A 17,497-nucleotide genomic window follows, 5' to 3' on the forward strand; every position below is an offset into this window, starting at 1 on the left:
TGCTGTCAGCCAGCAGGTCCAGGCTCTCGCCACAACGCTCAAACAGGACATCGCCATGAAAAAGATCATTGCCGCAAGCTGCCTCATCGGCGCCATTGCCCTGCCGGGGCTGGCCCAGGCCCGCGAAGTGACCCTGACCACCCAACTCAAGAACTACAGCGGCAACGATGCGTACCTGGCGATCTATGTCACCGACTCCAACGGCCAATACCAGAAGACCCTTTGGGTGGCCGGCAAGAAGGCCAAGTACTACCGGCACTTGACCGACTGGGCCCGTGGCAGCGGCATGAACCCGAGCGAATTTGACGGGGTCAGCGGCGCCAGTGTCGGCAGCGGGCAGACCCTAAAAGTCAGCGTTGAACTGGCAGACACTTTGATTGACGCCGGGTATCAGATCCGCATCGACAGCGCCGTGGAGAACAAGCGCGAAGCCCGGGCCGACATCAGCGTCCCCCTGACGTCCAAAGGTTCGGGTACATCGGCGACCGGCAGCACTTACGTCGATTCCTTTACCTACGACCTTTAGCAACAGCGACTCCTGGAGGCTGAATATGCTTCGCCAGTTCCATTCCCTGCCCGGTCTGATCGCCGCCCTGTTGGTCATGTTATTGGCCATCAGCGGCGCGGTATTGTCCGTCGATCCAGCGCTGGAACGCCTGCACAACACGTCCACGGCTACCGGCCAACTTAATGTCGGTCAACTGGCCGGCCGCGTCGCCAGCCACTTTCCGGGCGTGGAGCAAATCCAGCGCACCGCGTCCGGGACGGTCATCGTCTACTACAACCAGGACGGTCAGACCGGAGCCGAAAAGGTCGACCCACTGACCGGCCAGGGCCTCGCGCCTTACGAGCCGTCCGCGTTCTCGCGCTGGATGAAAGACCTGCACCGCTCGCTGTTCATGGGCACTCCAGGCCATGGGGTGTCGGGCGTCGGCGCGCTGTTTATGTTGATGCTTTCGGTGTCCGGCGCATTGCTGCTGGCCCGGCGCCTAGGCGGCTGGCGCAACCTGTTGCGGCCATTGCGCGGCACGTTCAGCCAGCGCTGGCACGCCGAAGTCGGACGCCTGGCCTTGCTCGGGCTGCTGGTGTCGGCCCTGAGCGGGCTTTACATGTCCGGCACCACCTTCGGTTTGATCGCCGACGGCAGTCAGAACGAGCCAGCCTTCCCCACTCACATCAGCGCAGGCCCGGCGTTGCCGGTGACGAACCTGCAAGCCTTGCAGGCCACCGACCTGAATGACCTGCGCGAACTGGTCTACCCGAGCCCCGGCAACCCGCAAGACGTGTTCTCCCTGCGCACCGCCCAGGGCGACGGCTACGTGGACCCGGTCAGCGGCACCTTGTTGTCGTGGCAAGCCCACGATTCGATGCACAACGTTTACGAACTGATCTACCAGTTGCACACCGGTGAAGGCCTCTGGTGGCTGGGCCTGCCGCTCGGGCTCTGCGCCCTCTGCGTGCCGTTGATGAGCGTGACCGGCATCCTGCTCTGGTGGCGCCGCCGCAAGGCCGGCCCGAACATCCGCCACAACAGCCCCGCCCACTCCGCCGACAGCGTGATTCTGGTGGGCAGTGAAAACAACAGCACCTGGGGCTTTGCCAACACCTTACATGAAGCCTTGCGCCAGGCCGGGCACCAAGTGCACAGCGCGGCAATGAATGAATGGACCGGCGATTACCGCAGCGCCCAACGGCTGTTCATCCTCACCGCAACCCACGGTGACGGCGACGCACCGGCCTCGGCCTCACAATTCCTCGCCCGGCTGACAAAGGCCGGCCTTAAACCCGGCCTGCCGTTTGCGGTGCTGGGGTTGGGGGATCGACAGTTTGCGCAATTCTGTCAGTACGCCCATCAGGTGCAGGAGGCCCTGGCGCAGGCCGGTGGCTCGGCATTACTGGGGCTGGAAACCGTCAATCGCCAATCCTCCCAAGAGTTCGCGCGCTGGGGTCACGCCTTGGGCGAAGCACTGGGGCATGACGTGACGCTGGTCCACAGCCCGGAGCAACCGCACACTCATCAACTGGAGTTGCAGGAATGCATTGTCTACGGTGAGCAAGTGAACGCGCCGACCCACGTCCTGCGCTTCAAGGCACCGGACGAGTTACCCGACTTTCAAGCAGGCGACCTGGTCGGGATTTTGCCGCCGGGTAGCCCGGTTCCGCGGTTCTACTCACTGGCCAGCGGCTCCGACGACGGCGTGCTGGAAATCTGCGTGCGTAAACACGCAGGCGGGCTGTGCTCTGAGTTCCTGCATGGCCTGACCCTCGGCGCATCGATCGAAGCCTTTATCCAGCCCAACCCGCAATTTCGGCCCACATCGGGCGCACACCCGGTGATTCTGATCGGCGCCGGTACCGGCATTGGTCCGTTGGCCGGTTTTATCCGCAACAACAAGGCCCGACACCCGATGCATTTGTATTGGGGCGGACGTAACCCGGCGTCGGATTTCCTCTACGAACCGGAGCTCAACCGATACCTGGCGGACCGACGCCTGACCGCATTGCGCGCCGCGTTCTCCCAGGTTCAGGACCGCAGCTACGTGCAAGACCGGTTGATCAGCGACGCCCTGGCCTTGCGCCGTTTGATTGAAAAAGGCGCTCAGGTGTTGGTGTGTGGCAGCCGCGAAATGGCCAAAGGCGTGATGCAGGCCCTGGATGAAGTGTTGGCACCGCTCAACCTGAGTGTGCTGACCCTCAAGACACAAGGACGCTACCGTGAAGATGTCTACTGACGGGCAACGCTACAGCCTCAACGGCGAGACCATGGGCAGCCGCTACACCGCGATGTTCTACGCCGATCCAGGCCTCGACACCGACGTAATCGGCCGCCGTCTGGCCGATGCCGTGGGCCGGGTGGACCAACAAATGTCCACCTGGAAAGCCGACTCCGACCTCAACCGCCTCAACGCCGCCCCCGAACAGCAGTGGCTGCCAGTCCCCAAGGAACTGACCACGGTGCTGGCCGCCGCACTGCGGGTCAGTCAGCAATCGAGCGGCGCTTTCGACATTGCCGTCGGTGATCTGGTGGACGCCTGGGGCTTCGGTCCCGGCGAACAATCGGTCAACGAACAGACACTGGCGGCAACGTCACTGCGCCCACGACTGTCCGCCAGCGCCGCGCTGGTGGTTGACCCGCAACGCAATCAGGTGCGCAAATGTGCGCCGCTGCACCTTGATTTGAATGGCATCGCCAAGGGTTTCGGCGTCGATGAACTGGCCCGCTGCCTGGAAGGTTTTGGCATCACCCGCTACCTGGTCGGCATCGACGGCGAGATGCGCGCCCGTGGGGTCAAGCCTGATGCACAACCCTGGGTCGTGGCCATTGAAAAACCACGTCGGGGCGTGCGTGAAGTCATGGGTGTGATGGAACTCAGTGATGCCGCCATCGCGACGTCGGGGGACTATCGACAGTGGATCGATGTGAATGGGCAAACCTACGCCCATACGATGGACCCGGTCACTGGTGCGCCACTGCGCAACCCTTTGGCAGCAGTCACCGTGGTGGCGGCCTCGTGCATGTTCGCCGATGCCTGGGCCACTGCCCTGCTGGTGCTGGGCGAAATCGAAGGCCCGCGGCTGGCACAGGAACGCGGGATGGACGCGTTGTTCGTGCTGCACGACGGTGAACAGTTCAAGGAAATTTCCATAGTCGGCGGCCAGTTGCTGGCGTACATTGAAACCCGTCCGATTGATCCACCCCTGACAGTGAGTCCCGCTAAACCATGAAATTCATGCACCGGCACACCGAGCTACACCGCAGTGAGCGTATCGGCTGGCTGCGCGCCGCCGTCCTGGGGGCCAACGACGGGATCGTGTCCACCGCCAGCCTGTTGATCGGCGTCGCCGCCGCCAACGCCAGTCACGCCACGCTGCTGGTCACCGGGATGGCCGGGCTGGTGGCAGGCGCCATGTCCATGGCCGCGGGGGAATACGTTTCCGTGCACTCTCAGGCGGACACCGAACGGGCCGACCTGTCCCGGGAGCGGGCCGAACTGGCCAGCGACCCCAAGGCAGAACACATTGAGCTGGCGAACATTTACATGCATCGCGGTGTATCGCCGGACCTGGCGCATCAAGTGGCCGACCAATTGATGGCCCATGACGCCCTCGGCTCCCACGCCCGGGACGAACTGGGCATCAGCGAAGCGCTCACGGCCAAACCGCTCCAGGCCGCCCTCGCATCGGCCGCCAGTTTCGTGGTCGGCGCAGCGTTGCCATTGGCGGTGATTTTCATCGCCCCAGCGCACAGCGTTGTGCCGTGGATATGCGGCATGTCGCTGGTTTTTCTCGGCAGCCTGGGGGCTGTGGCGGCCAGGGCCGGGGGTGCCAGCGTATTGACCGGCGCCTGGCGCGTGACGTTCTGGGGCGTGTTGGCCATGGGCATCACGGCGCTCGTGGGATCGTTGTTCGGGACCGTGGTTTAGTTCGCAACCGCTGCCGATAAAACAAAAGGCGCCCGATCCTCGAAGGGGCGCCTTTTGTGCGTTAACGACTAGACCACGCCGACGAAATCGCTCGCTGTGAAGGCGATATGCCCGACCAGATCAATCTGGATATCAGCCGCGTTGCCGTTGTTGACATTGCCCTCCACGTAGGTGTGATCGACCCCGCCGACGTCAGCGCCCGCGCCTGGCAAAGCGTCGCCACCCGTGATCAGGCCGTAGAGGACTTGCACGCCCCCCCTGCAGGTGTCGAACGCTTGAGGAACATCAATAAATATCTGCTCCGAATGGGTTACCTTGGCGCAACTCTCAAAACCCTGAGGCTTGGCCATGCCGTCTACCCGCACCGAAGTGGATGTCGCCATTATCGGCGGCGGCCAGTCTGCACTGGCCGTGGCTTACTTCCTGCGCCGCACCGGGCGCTCCTTTCTGATCATCGACGCCGAGGACGCGCCGGGGGGGCGCCTGGCGGCACGGCTGGAAGTCACTGCGACTGTTTTCACCCTCGACCTGGAGCTCCATCGCCGGCTGGATGATGCCGCCGGTTACGGACGGATACCCAAGCCGCGACCACGTGCTCAATTACCTGACCCAGTACGAACAACGCTACCAATTCCCGACCGAGCGGCCCTATTGGGTGAGCGCGATTGAACGCTGGGACGAGCGCCTCCACGTCAAGGCTCGGGGTCGCAGTTGGCTGGCCCGGGCGGTGGTCAGCGCGACCGGCACCTGGCGCCATCCCTTCCTGCCGCACTATCCCGGCAGTGCAACCTTCACTGGCCAGCAATTGCATTCGGCGCACTATGTCGACGCCACCCCGTTTGCCGGGAAAAAAGTCCTGGTGGTGGGCGGTGGCAACTCCGGCGCCCAGGTCCTGGCGGAAGTCTCCAAAGTGGCCGATACCGTATGGGTCACCCCGGATCCGCCGCAGTTTCTCGCCGATGACGTTGACGGCCGGGTACTTTTCGAACGCGCCACCGAACGCTGGAAAGCCCAGCTCGCGGGCATCGTCATTGAACAACCGGTCGGTGGTTTGGGCGATATCGTGATGGTGCCGCCTGTCATCGAAGCCCGGGAGCGCGGTGTGTTACAGGCGGTTCGGCCGTTCGAGCGTTTCACCGAAACCGGCGTGGCGTGGGCCGATGGCTCGCAAACGCCGGTCGATGCGGTGATCTGGTGCACCGGTTTCCGCCCGGCCCTCGGCTATCTGGAATCACTGGGCGTGTGCACCACCGACGGACGCGTGGCTGTCGAAGGCACGCGCTCAAAGCAGGAGCCGCGTTTGTGGCTGGTGGGCTATGGCGACTGGACGGGCGCCGCCTCCGCAACGCTGATCGGCGTCACCCGCACGGCACGCAGCACCGTTGAGGAAATCGAGCGGTATTTAACGGAGCACTGAATCGAGGGTTTATCGCCAAGCCTTCGGGGCGGCGATGCATTGAAGACTAGCATGCCACGCACGGTACTTCGTTGCTCAAGTTGGCTTTACGATCAACAAACTGCACGGTGCCCGGTTTAATACGCTCTCGGCGGTACTGCCGGTGAACCGGTCAAACCCGTGGTGACAGGCCGTGCCTAGCACCACGATGTCGATGTCATGCTCTTGGGCGAACTGGCCGATCACGGCGTGGGGAATGCCGGTCAGCAGGTGTCGATGTCTTTTCTCGACCCCGTAACGGTCGGCGAGCACATCAAACGCCTCTTCCTGGGCATCGTTGACCGCGTCTCTCAAACTCGCGTCCAGCGCCGGGGTCGGCAGACTTCTCGGCGCGTCGCCCACGACCAACCAGTGACTGACATTGAGCACCTGCAACACCGCGCCACACGAGGCCGCCAGCGTCGACGCCAGGTTAAGGATCCGGTCATTGAGCCCTTGGGTCAGTTCCTCCAGATGCGAGAGGTCGATGGCGGCGAGTACCTTCAGCGGCCTCGGGTGTCTGGCCTCCGTCACCAGGTGCAAGGCTGCGGGGCAGTCGCGCAGCAACAGCCAGTCCAGCGGGCGATGGAACGCACGGTCGAGCGCTGGTACATGGTGGGTGTCCTTGATCACCAGGTCCGCATGAAAGTCATTCACATACTCAAGCACATGCGCCAGGCTCGGCGTGGCCCACACCACTTCAGTGGTGACCCGCAACCCCGCACACCGTTGAAATCGGGCCTGCTGCTCCAGCCAGTGACGATGCACCTGCAAGTAGCCCTCGCGTACCTGGGCCATAGCGTCAGGGTCAAACAGACCGGCCATCGCCAGCGCAGGGACGAAATCGAAGGCGACGATGTGCAACAAAGCACCGTTTGCACTGGCCAATGCCTGTGCCCGATCAAACGCCGGGGTGTGGATCATGTCGTGAGAGGCGATCAATAGAATCCGTTTGAGTTTCAGCATCATGGGCCTCGTCCTGGTGGCTCAAGTATCTGGCGTGAGGCGCTGAAGGCTCTGATCTTTGTCAATGAATAACCCAGTCCGGGCAGAGACCTTTCCCCGCTGGTCGATTAACCCGCCAAACCCCGGAATGAACAGTGCGCCCCAATGCTTGGCACCTATGCTGGATACATTCCCTATTGGCGTCATTTCTCATGCCGGAAACACGACCACTGCACATTCAACACCTCAAGGCTGCCTGTTCCAGTTGCAGCGTTTTGGAGTTGTGCCTGCCCATCGGGCTGACCGGTTCGGAGGTCCAACGTCTGGACACGCTGATCGTGCAACGCATGAAGGTCAAAAAAGGCGCCACCCTCTACCGCGCGGGTGATCCATTGCGCTCGCTATACGCGGTGCGAATCGGCTCGTTCAAAACCAGCGTGCTGTCGGTCGATGGCCGCGAACAAGTCACCGGTTTCCAGATGCCCGGCGAAATCCTCGGCCTGGACGCCATCAGCACAGATCTGCACGCCTGCAATGCCTTTGCCCTGGAGGACAGCGAAGTCTGCCCGATCCACTTCGCGCACCTGGAAAAACTCGCTCAAGAGCTGCCATCACTGCAACACAACCTGAACAAGATACTGAGCCGGGAAATCGTCCGCGATCACGACATGCTGCTGATGCTCGGCAACATGAACTCCGATGAGCGCCTGGGTGCTTTTCTCTTGAACCTGTCGCAGCGTTTGTACATACGAGGTTATTCGCCCAAGGACTTCGTGCTGAAAATGCGCCGCGAGGAAATCGGCTCCTACTTGGGTCTGCGCTTGGAAACCATCTGTCGAGGCATTGCGCACCTGCGGGACCGGGGGCTGGTGGCGATCGCGGGACGTAACGTCAACATCCAGGACATGGAAGGCCTCAAACAACTCGTTGCGGGCTGTCATCGCCCACTGTGTTGATGCTGTTCACCCGGGTGTCTGATCCACATCAGATTCATGCGCCAGCAACGGCGTAGAAAGGAATGAACCGTGTGGCTCCCCACGCGCGACAACCTTTCGAACCGGATGGAGGATCACCCCATGCTCACCGTCAAAGACCACAATGATCGGGCTGCTGAAGCCTATGCCGCCGTCACGGGTAAGCACTGGATCGAAGCGCTCAAGGATGGCCGGCACGTGTTGATCCGGCCCCTGTCGGAAAAAGACCGCGAGCGTGAATACGCGTTTATCAAGCGCCTGTCTCCCGAGTCCCGACACATGCGTTTTCTGTCACAGATCAGTGAACCCGGCACCGCCCTGCTCGACCAGTTGATGGACACCGATAACAAACAGCGCACCGCTTACATCGCGCTGGAGCACGAAAACGGGCAACTGGTCGAAATCGGCGTCAGCCGCTACGCCGCCACCGCTGAACATCAATGTGAAATCGCCGTGACCGTCGCCGATGAATGGACGCATCTGGGGCTGGGCGCGGCGTTGATAGCGCATTTGATCAAATCAGCTCGCCAGAACGGCTTTCGCCAGATGTATTCGGTGGACGCTTCGAGCAATACGCCGATGCGCGACCTGGCCAAAGCCTCAGGTTTCGAGACGCACATAGACCCCGATGACAGCACTCAAGTCATCCATCGGCTGTACCTGTGAAGCGCGGCATCGCGACGCACCGGCCAACGGTTCGTCGCGGGCTGCTGCAACCCGTCATTCAGAATTGCAACGTCTGCCGTGGTTTGAGCGCCAACACACTGCACGGCGCCCGGTGCAAAAGCTGTTCGGCGGTGGTGCCCAAGCGTTTATCCAGCCCGCTGTTCTGCACGGTGCCCATGACAATCACGTCAGTCCGGTGCTCAGCCGCAAAATCACAGATACCCGCCAGCGGTACCCCCTCGATAAAGTGCCGACGATCCGGCGGTACGCCATGCCGTTCGGCCAGCGCGGCAAACACCTCGTGTTGCGCAGAACCTAACGCCTCATAAAGCCCGGTGGCCAGCGGCAGCGCGCCCATGCCCATGTCTTGGGTGTAGACGGCCGTCCAGTCATACACATGCACCAATTCAAGCGTGGCCTCACATTGCTCGGCCAGCTTCACCGCGGCATCGATGATCTGGTCGTTGAACACCAGGTCCTGATCTTCGCTGCGCAGCACATCGACAATCGCCAACATATGGCGCGGCCGCGGGTTAAGCGCGTTCGTCACCAAATGCACCGGCACCGGACAATCGCGCAGCAACTGCCAGTCCAGCGGCGTGAAAAACACCCGTTTCAACGCCGATTCTTCCTGGGCATCCTTGATGATCAGCGCTAGCGACATCTCGCTGACGAAATGCACGATCTCTTCATAAGGATGCTGCACCCACACCACTTCACTGGTGGCTTCGACCCCCTGCTGACTCATCAACCCGGCTTGCGCCGCGAGCCATTGCCGATGGGTCTGCAAATAGCCTTCCCGGGCCAGATTGATTTGTTCCGGCGCAAACAGGCCAGCCACCGCTAGGGCCTTCGAATAATCGAACGCCACGATGTGCAATGGCAATTTCATCACCAGTGCCAGCGCCGCCGCACGGTCGAACGCAGGGGTGCGGGTCATGGCGGGGGGAGCGATTAACAGTAAACGCTGAGTTTGCGACATGGGGCACCTCGGCACGCGGCCATCGGGACATGAGTAGAGCTCCAGATTGAGCGCTCCAGAGCCGGTCGACTTGATCTTTGTCAGTGACAGGGCAAGACGCGTTTCAGTGCAGCAACGTACCGGCCCACATCGCCAGCGTCAGCCCGACCTGACCGGGAATCACATACGCGGCGAACCGCCGCCCGCCGCTGACCCAAGCCACTAGGCATTTACTCACGGAGTTGCTGCTAACCGCGATCAGCGCCGGGCCGGCCAGGGCGCTGAGCGGCAACTGTCCGGATTTGGCCAGGGCGGCAATCGACGCCGTCGAAGAATGAGCGTCGGCGAAACCGGTGAGGCTAGCCGTCAACATCAGCCCCACTTCACCGAAGAAGTGCAGCATGACCGCCGACGCCAGGGTGATGCCGGTCATGGCCAACGTGACGACCAATGCTAGTTTGAGGTTGAACGCGCCACCGACCTTGATCGGCTGACGCGCAGCGGTCGCCGGTTTGAGAAACATCAGGCACAGGCCATACAACGCCGTAGCGGCCACACCGCACACCAGCGGCCCCCACATCTGGTTCAACAGCGCGGTATCGACCGCCCCGAGGATCAGACCGACCTGAATAACCGTCGCCAAATTGGACAGGATCGCGGCGGCGGCCAGGGTTTTTATGTTGTCGGGCTCCTCGCTGACAAGGTGCCCCATGGCAGCGATGGTCACGGTGCTGGAAGCAAACCCGGAGGCGATTGCACTGATCGCGTAGCCGTATCGCGTGCCCAAGGTACGAACCGCGACATGCCCCGAGGCCCCCACCGCCATCAGCAACACGGAAAGGGTGCAAATGGTCCGCAGGTTGATCGCGGCATAGGGGCCGATAAAACGGTCGGGTGCCAGGGGCAACACCACCAGTGCGACGATCAACAACACCAGCCCGTCGCGCATTTCGGCCTCGGTCAACTGGCTGTTGGCGAAGTGATGCAGTTTCTCGCGGTAGGTCAGCAATCCGGCGATCACCACGCCAATCGCAATGGCCAGCTCCGGCGCGCTGCCACACAAGGCCCCCAACACCAGCACCGTGAACAACGCCACTTCACTGGTCACGCCCGGGTCGTCGCGCAGGCTGCGCCAGTACGCCACGGTGACCAGCAACGCCACACAGAACGCCATGACCCCCAACAGCACCGCGCCACCGACCTGCATCGCCACATAACCCAGCAACGCCGTAATCGCGAACGTGCGCAAACCGGCGCAGGCACGACTGTCCCCGCTGCCCTTGTGCCGCTCGCGCTCAAGCCCGATGAGCAAACCGATCCCCAGCGCAGCCGCTGCACCCGCCATGCCGAGCGTGTCATTCATAGGATTTTCGTCCGGGTGAGCCGTGCTTTGGGTCGCAGGGCTGATGCACACCAGCCTGCACCGACCGGCTCAAGGATCGTTTGATCATGATCAACCCAATGAACATTCGTGGCCACGGCGACCACACGTCGGCGCGGCAAATACCGTCATGCGCCTGTTTGATGCAGATCAAGCCGCCCATGCCATTCAGCGTCAGCATCGGCCTCAGATGTCAGCGCCAACAGCCTCACGCAGCCATGTCGAGCAAGCGTTTGTGTGATGACCCAAGGGAGATTTCCATGTCTGAGCAAGCACGTTTCATGATGGTCGCCTCACCCCTGATGCAAAACAGCCCCGCGTTCGATAGGGCCGCCGCCCTGGCCAAGGCTGAAGGCGCGGCGTTGCACATCGTCGCCTTCGATTACCTGGAAGGCCTGGCCACCGCCGGGATGGTCAACGAACAAGCGCTGGAGCAGATGCGCCTGGGCTACGTCGAGCGCCATCGCCAGTGGCTGGAGGAGCAAGCCCGGCCGTTGCGCAAAATCGGCGTGACCGTCACCACCGAAGTGGTCTGGGTCGAAAAGCCGTTGCAGGAAATCCTGATTCACCTCAAAGAACAGCCCATGGCCGTGCTGATCAAAGCGCTGGAACACGAATCGCTGCTCTCGCGGCTGATATTCACCCCGCTGGACATCCACCTGCTGCGCGAATGCCCGGTGCCGCTGCACTTTGTGAGCAATGTGCAACACGCCTTGCCGCGAAGGATCGTCGCGGCGGTCGACCCCTTCCATCACGATGGCCAGTACAAGGGCTTCAACGACCGGATCTTGCGCGAGGCGGTGAAACTGGCCACCGCGTGCAACGCCCAGGTTGACGTGATTTATGCCCATGACCTGTCCTCAATCGGCGCCGATGAATTCGGCTTCGACAATGCCTCGGCCTACTTCTCCTCCAGCAATGCCAAAACCCTGTTCGACGCCCAGGGCCAGGCCTTCATCGACCTAGCCGAACGCAACGGCATCCCGCCGGAACAACGCCATATGGTCATGGGCAACCCGGCCAAGGTCCTGGCCAGTTATGCCGATGCCTACAGCATCGATGTGATCGTCATGGGCCGCATCGGCCATCGCGGCGTCGGGCGATTGGTGGGCAGCACCGTGGAACATTTGTTGTACAAAATGCCCTGCAGCGTTTGGGTCGTGTCGCCGGAAGTGCTGGAGGATTGACCCGCGAACGCTAGACAGGAAAAGTGAGTCGTTCTCTGCCGGTCGTCACTACGGCGTGTGCTGGTCAAATCGAATGCAAACGGTTAGTCAGCACGGATGCGATTAACTGGTCAGTGGAAATACAAATGGGTGGCCAAGTCCATGCAATTACGCAACGGTCAACCAACTGGAGGTCTGATCGAGGCTGATCTGTATATTGCAGAGCGCGTGATTGGCCTTCCAAGTCGTACAAGCTTTTCCGTTGCCCATACCAAGCGGCGGCGATGAAAATCTTCGGTACTTTCACACACTGAGGCCAATGCATAGGCACAAAGCGGAAGTCGATCCAGCTGCTTCTCAAAGCGAGATAAGGCATCGAGTTCGCGGCCGATCCGAGTTTTGCAGACACGTACTGGTTTACCCGGTAGTGCTCGAATTGAACGGGCGCACCCAATGATTTTTTCTGCGAGAAGCGTATCCAGCTCAGAGAACAGACTACTTGGTTGCCGGCATCCCCTATGAGCGTCAATCTCGTCTAAATGAGCCTTAAGCCAATGCAGGTCGTTGCGGTACAACCAACTGTAATCTTGGCATTCATGTGCAAGGGATGTCAGATAGTGGCTCGCAAACCGCTCACGTCTCGTCTCGCGAACTCTCACGAATTTCAGCTGTTTCCACCTCTCTGACCCTCCTGAAACAGCTCGAATCGAGCGGTAGACTGTTGCTGCTGACAACTTTGTTTCGCCCGCTATTTCCTCAGCTCCAGATCCTGTAATGGCTCTCTCCCAGACAGCCTGTTCAGTTCGTGTTGAGACATGCGGGCTTTGTATCGATTGCCGTGCCGACTCTTTGGTGACGCTCGTATGCAGCCCCTCAGTGCAAGGCGCCTTTTTTAAACACCCCGGAGGGATGCATGACTGCACTCCATTGGCACGTAGAACGCTGAAGAGGTCGAGACCGAAAGCACTCGCAAGCATCAAATATTTGAGGGGATGATGCGTTCCCCTCGGCTTGCGTAGGATCTTGGTTACCCAGCACGCTGGAAGGCTATCCAACGCATCTCTCAATATAAGGAACTCTCCACTCGCGGGGAAGGATTCGAAATAGCTACTTAGGTAGTGTCCTAATTGGTCCAGTCGTAGCCGACCCGAAGTTGAAGCTAATCCGAGCTCAATGGCACCGCTCACAAAACTATCGCGAACCAGGCTTGCCGATTGAGTAGGAGCATTTGCTTGAAGTACACGCAGAGAATTCTGGGAAATGGAAAGCAGACTGCGACGTTGACGGTCGGTGACCTGCAATGGAAGTGCGTGTGCTTGAATATCCTCATCCTGAGGTAAATAGAGCTTCCTTGGTCCTCTGGCTAGCCAGTGATGATCTACTACCATTAGGGGGCTATGGTCATGAGGACAGATCCAAACGCCTGGCAATTGGTGCACCCGATGCCAATATGCCGTGCCGTAGTCACTAACATCTCTAGTCAAACAGGTTGGGCAAAAGCGCGTTCTTGAAGTTATCTCCAAGCGGCTGGCGATGAGCCCTAGCTTGAGCTTGAGACCAATCCCTCCCTGATAGGCCATTTGAATCTGGGCGTTGGCGAGCTGATGCTCGGTTAGAAAAGGTTGGTAGTACGGCAGTAGCGTGTGACGCCCGATTATTGAATCTAGGTCAAGGTTCGCGCCCGATGGCAACGCCTGCACCAGATCAACCAAATGGCACGGAAATGGGAGGTCACGTGCAAAGCTTCCGTCGCCCTGGGCTGCGTCGAACACAGCCCCCCAAGATCCTAATCCAGATAGGCGAACGTACCTCGAAAGAAGGCTATGTAGAGTTTCATCGGGGCAGGCAGCAGGAAAGAAATGAAATACATGGTCCATTTCAACCTCACAAACTACACCTTTCGATGCAGAGCAGAGAATTCGAACACGTCAGAGTTCAACCAGCCTTCCTCTCTTAACTTTTGCAACGGGTCTTCAGCCTGCGCGATCACAGCTGATTTCGTTGATGACCTTGAAGAGTCCACCCCAGCTGGTTTGGTTTTCGGTGTGCTTGAAACTTTTGCTGAGGGAGCATCCATGCGAGGAACAGGCGTAATACTTCGCAATAATGCCAGCCGATCAAGTACCTCGTTCGCGCTCAGAGTCATCATTCCTTGAAGCTGATCATCAATCGGTAACAAGTCTTCAAAGCGGCCTAGCTGACGGGGATCTCGGCTGCGCAAAGCCGAAAGTGCCGGCTTGAGTATTTGCATTTTGGTGTCAGAAACGCGCCTGAACGTGCTGGAGGTCAGGCGCTCCTCCCCGCTCTGGATCGCAAAGCGCTGCCCAAGAATCAGCAGTTTCACTAAAAAGTCGGTGACCCCCTGAGTCAAGTCATAAAGCACATCAAACAACTCATCGGTCAGTGGGCTGATCTCACGACACCACTGATACTCCCATAGCGACTCAATCAACATTCTCCAAACCGGATCATCTTTTTCGAATCGCTGAAACTCGGTTACACCGAGACCACATCCTCGTCTCGCGTTTCGCAGAACATCAGAGAAGAGGCTAATCATCGAATTGGTGCCGATGAAGACGACCGGTATGCCAATGGAGTTGATCAGGTTTACGAAGAAATTGAGCATGTTGTCTTTACCGCCAGTACGCGCGGAACGTAGGTGCTGAATTTCATCGATCAATAGGGCACCGACAAAGTAGGTACTCGCAACCTGCTCCATGCGCTGGATGAGGTCAGGCAATCCATTCCGCGCACGATAGCTGTTCGCATACCGATCTTGGCCTATCGCCTGGTCAACAGCGCGGAAAAAAGCACGGCATAAACCGCTAAGCGATCCATCAAACGGGCAGTCCAGCTTCAACCAAGTGATCTGCGTCTGCACAAAAGAACGCCCTTCATAGCGCTGATGAACGATCGTTTGCGGATACAGCCGAAGAATTGACTCAAGAGCGGTGGATTTCCCGATTCCGCTCAACCCTACAAGACTGAAGGTGGTTGCCGTTGAACGAAACCCGTCTGAACCGCCTGGTGCTGACAGCGAGTGCAAGTGTCTAACAGTGGCTGTAGACATTGGGTTGCGCCCTACATATCCACTTCGCAGCAGCGAAGAAAATGCTGATTCGAGCTCAAGATGGATCGGAAGTGGCTGAACAACGGTACGCAGGCGATCAATGCAATGGAGCCTGACCGACTTGTCGTGCTGTCGCTCTTCGTCGACCACCGGAGGAAAATGCGAGATCAGCGATGCAGCGTCACTCTCGGAAAGGATTGGAGGTAACGCCTCAATCAACGGATTACCTTGAAACTCCAGAACAGGAGACTCATGGTACTTCGCGAAATTCTGGACACTCCGATTCATTTGCTACCTCCCGGGCGGAACCGACTGAGCAGATCAATTACCTCAGCACCACGGGTGCCTGCGTAATTTTCAGCGACGCCAACCCCAGTGTTCGAGGCTTGGGTATTCTGATTTGAACTTGCGGCTCTCAAGTCTTCAGGCGTTACTGACTCCGAGCGCTCCTGCATGCGTTCGTGGGACCTGTTGGTTCGAATATCACCGAGCTTCTGCGATTTAGAGCCCGGCTCCATCGTCAATTTTTTCTCCTTCACAGCATTCGACACAACGTCCGAAATTGTTGCGTCCAGCGCGACACGACTCGCCAGTTTGCTGTATTTGCTCTCAGGAGACTCTTGTTTGAGAACCTCCAACATGTCGATTACTTCCTCGAACCGGACGCCGTGATAACGCACCTCAGAGTTTCGGAGATCACAACGAATGAAGTGCCTGTCTGGGCCTTGAATCCAGATATGTTGAGTACTATTTGGGTCATACCAACAGACAATCCTGCTGACACCACGATGCCGAGCACGTGCAAACCAGTTCTGTTCAATAGCCCAGTCGCAGACGTAAAACATCCCCTTGAACTTAATCCCACCTTTCTGAATTGAGCCATTATCTCGAGGTAGTAAGTGCAGATAAATCAGCTCTTCCGTCTGAGTATTGGCCTCGATTCGATCATTCTTGAGCGCCCAGTCCCATATTCCCATAGGGGTTGGCTCGACCTGATCAGCAATCATCTCTTTATCGAGTCGAGCTGGCTGTCGATTCTGGCTGTTGTAGTGAAGGATTCCCTCAATGACGATCTTCGTAAATTCGGCTAGATTCAGCGTGGCATCGAGTCGGTAGTCACGCTCACCCCTCTCTAGAATTCGCTTGCGCACAGCTCCTGGAATCCAGTGAATTTGCGTCGTGGTATTCAGCACTTTGAATGAGCTTTCCACGATCGCTTTCCAATCTGGACGATAGGGAGGCGCGATACCCAAATTAATACGCAAGCCGGAGGCAAGCCCCTCAGCAGCTTGTCCAAGCATCTCACCACGATCCGCGAAAACTTCGTGCGGTAGGTGATGACAAGGCCAATCGGCATCTTCAATTTCAACGCCGTTGGCAGCACAGAACTCTACTTTTGAGGTAAACGCGTTGTAAAGCGCTTGTCGGGCACCATTCCAGCTTGGTCCCTCCAAGCCAACAAATACTCCTACGATCATTCCCGAAAAAGTATCGATAACGACGTAAACAACTGGACGGCCAATAATCCAATTTCTGTTGTAACGACTGACGAGATAGACATCTGCAATGGTGGCGTCGATTTCAAATAAATGGCCTGGCCCACGCAGGTTCTCCCGAACAGTACCGCTCAGCGGGCGATGGTCTTTTTGCCAATTGCGCTCACCACTGCGACCTCTCAGAACTGCAATGTCATCGAAAGCTTTGTTACCCCAGTAGGCAAACTGTCTGGCCGTGGGTAGCTCGCTGGCAGGAAGCAAAGGCGCATCGTCCCCTGCGTCACCCAGCATCGGTTTAATCGTATAAAAACGCCGAAGCATTTTGACGTAAGCATCTGCGATGGTCCCTACAGATCCCTTGGCAAATAATGCAAACCCAGTCTTGATACAGTTTTTATCCGTATCACTCAGTACCTTCGATTGAGTAGAGGATTTGACCCCCTGAAACATCGTCGAACGTCCCGGTTTAAGGCCGTTTGGGTAGTTTTTAGGTTTGCCTGGCCCTCCCGCGTTAACCCTATCTGGAAGCAGTGAGTTACGTACTTGCCCCCCCATCCAATATCGGTACAGCAAGCGATACAACGATTTGTTCGGCAGCCCAAGTTTGCGCGCCTGATCAGCGACCATTTGACCAAGAGCATCTGGCTGGAAAATAGCGTCTGGAGGGTCAGTGTCGACAAGCGATTGAATACGGGCCCAGTTGTTATCCCGGAATGCCTTCTCTTTATCAGAAAGGTCTCCCTCCGCCTTCAACATGTAGGTTGGAGGAGTAACCGATAAAAACTTGATATCGCCTGAGCTTAACCAGCTTTTCAGCTCAGATAGCTGCATGATCCATGGCCGCTTGGGTGAGCGTTCAATCGTCATCAGCACAGTCTGATCGCTGCGCTTATCAACCCATAGAACCCTCACTAAACCCTTCAATAGCTTGGGTTCGGTTACTGCCTCAAGGACATCATTCTTACTGAGATATGCCATA

General features: G+C 58.7%; 14 protein-coding genes and 1 pseudogene. 8 read left to right on the forward strand and 7 right to left on the reverse strand.

The genetic code is table 11. The features are described from left to right. Positions 1–55: 55 nt before the first annotated feature. From P5706_RS33110 to P5706_RS33125, 4 genes are read left to right on the forward strand one after another with little or no spacing between them, the layout of a single operon-like run. Positions 56–526: a DUF2271 domain-containing protein gene (locus P5706_RS33110; protein WP_170036558.1), complete on the forward strand. Its 471-nt coding sequence runs from the start codon at positions 56–58 to the stop codon at positions 524–526. Between the two features lie 25 nt (positions 527–551). After that, on the forward strand, positions 552–2,732 hold the full coding sequence (locus P5706_RS33115) for a PepSY domain-containing protein (protein WP_170036556.1): 2,181 nt from the start codon (positions 552–554) through the stop codon (positions 2,730–2,732). Then, positions 2,722–3,726 (forward strand): FAD:protein FMN transferase, encoded by a 1,005-nt coding sequence (locus P5706_RS33120; protein ID WP_170037018.1) that lies wholly within the window; start codon positions 2,722–2,724, stop codon positions 3,724–3,726. The genes P5706_RS33115 and P5706_RS33120 overlap by 11 nt, the downstream gene beginning before the upstream one ends. Further along, positions 3,723–4,424, forward strand: coding sequence for a VIT1/CCC1 transporter family protein (locus tag P5706_RS33125; RefSeq protein ID WP_170036554.1), 702 nt, complete (start codon positions 3,723–3,725; stop codon positions 4,422–4,424). Before P5706_RS33120 ends, P5706_RS33125 begins: the two co-directional genes overlap by 4 nt. Positions 4,425–4,492: 68 nt before the next feature. Here P5706_RS33125 and P5706_RS33130 read toward each other — a convergent pair whose 3' ends face one another. Then, positions 4,493–4,774 (reverse strand): hypothetical protein, encoded by a 282-nt coding sequence (locus tag P5706_RS33130; RefSeq protein WP_170036552.1) that lies wholly within the window; start codon positions 4,772–4,774, stop codon positions 4,493–4,495. Here P5706_RS33130 and P5706_RS33135 point away from each other — a divergent pair. Next, positions 4,773–5,841 (forward strand): annotated as a pseudogene (locus P5706_RS33135) (ArsO family NAD(P)H-dependent flavin-containing monooxygenase). The gene P5706_RS33130 and the pseudogene P5706_RS33135 sit on opposite strands and share 2 nt — an antisense overlap. A gap of 75 nt (positions 5,842–5,916) precedes the next feature. Here the strand turns inward: P5706_RS33135 and P5706_RS33140 are convergent. After that, positions 5,917–6,825, reverse strand: a complete 909-nt coding sequence (locus P5706_RS33140) for a universal stress protein (RefSeq protein WP_170037015.1) — start codon at positions 6,823–6,825, stop codon at positions 5,917–5,919. A 191-nt stretch (positions 6,826–7,016) separates the two neighbouring features. On the opposite strand from P5706_RS33140, the gene fnr reads away from it, so the two are divergent. Together fnr and P5706_RS33150 are read left to right on the forward strand one after the other, a co-directional pair. After that, positions 7,017–7,760 carry a fumarate/nitrate reduction transcriptional regulator Fnr gene (fnr, locus tag P5706_RS33145; protein WP_170036548.1) on the forward strand — a complete coding sequence of 248 codons (744 nt, stop codon included), beginning with the start codon at positions 7,017–7,019 and terminating at the stop codon, positions 7,758–7,760. Positions 7,761–7,880: 120 nt separating this feature from the next. Beyond that, on the forward strand, positions 7,881–8,444 hold the full coding sequence (locus tag P5706_RS33150) for a GNAT family N-acetyltransferase (protein ID WP_170036546.1): 564 nt from the start codon (positions 7,881–7,883) through the stop codon (positions 8,442–8,444). Between the two features lie 58 nt (positions 8,445–8,502). Here P5706_RS33150 and P5706_RS33155 read toward each other — a convergent pair whose 3' ends face one another. Both P5706_RS33155 and P5706_RS33160 read right to left on the reverse strand, forming a co-directional pair. After that, a complete protein-coding gene (locus P5706_RS33155; protein ID WP_170036544.1) occupies positions 8,503–9,426 on the reverse strand; it encodes a universal stress protein in 924 nt (307 codons plus the stop codon). 103 nt (positions 9,427–9,529) lie between these two features. Continuing rightward, complete coding sequence (locus tag P5706_RS33160) at positions 9,530–10,768, reverse strand: MgtC/SapB family protein (RefSeq protein WP_170036542.1); 1,239 nt, start codon at positions 10,766–10,768, stop codon at positions 9,530–9,532. Between the two features lie 278 nt (positions 10,769–11,046). Between P5706_RS33160 and P5706_RS33165 the strand changes: the two genes are divergently transcribed. Continuing rightward, the gene (locus tag P5706_RS33165; RefSeq protein ID WP_170037012.1) at positions 11,047–11,973 is read left to right on the forward strand and encodes a universal stress protein; all 927 of its coding nucleotides are present in this window, start codon (positions 11,047–11,049) and stop codon (positions 11,971–11,973) included. Between the two features lie 158 nt (positions 11,974–12,131). On the opposite strand, the gene P5706_RS37060 is transcribed toward P5706_RS33165, so the two are convergent. From P5706_RS37060 to P5706_RS33175, 3 genes are read right to left on the reverse strand one after another with little or no spacing between them, the layout of a single operon-like run. Next, positions 12,132–13,829 (reverse strand): TnsD family Tn7-like transposition protein, encoded by a 1,698-nt coding sequence (locus tag P5706_RS37060; RefSeq protein ID WP_170036540.1) that lies wholly within the window; start codon positions 13,827–13,829, stop codon positions 12,132–12,134. A gap of 14 nt (positions 13,830–13,843) precedes the next feature. Beyond that, the gene (locus P5706_RS33170; RefSeq protein WP_170036538.1) at positions 13,844–15,310 is read right to left on the reverse strand and encodes an ATP-binding protein; all 1,467 of its coding nucleotides are present in this window, start codon (positions 15,308–15,310) and stop codon (positions 13,844–13,846) included. Next, entirely contained in the window at positions 15,307–17,496 is a 2,190-nt protein-coding gene (locus tag P5706_RS33175) for a TnsB C-terminal domain-containing protein (protein ID WP_170036536.1), read from the reverse strand. Before P5706_RS33175 ends, P5706_RS33170 begins: the two co-directional genes overlap by 4 nt. Position 17,497 lies beyond the last annotated feature (1 nt).

It is taken from the genome of Pseudomonas sp. ChxA, assembly GCF_030263855.1.
Classification (GTDB): Bacteria; Pseudomonadota; Gammaproteobacteria; order Pseudomonadales; family Pseudomonadaceae; genus Aquipseudomonas; species Aquipseudomonas fluorescens_CB.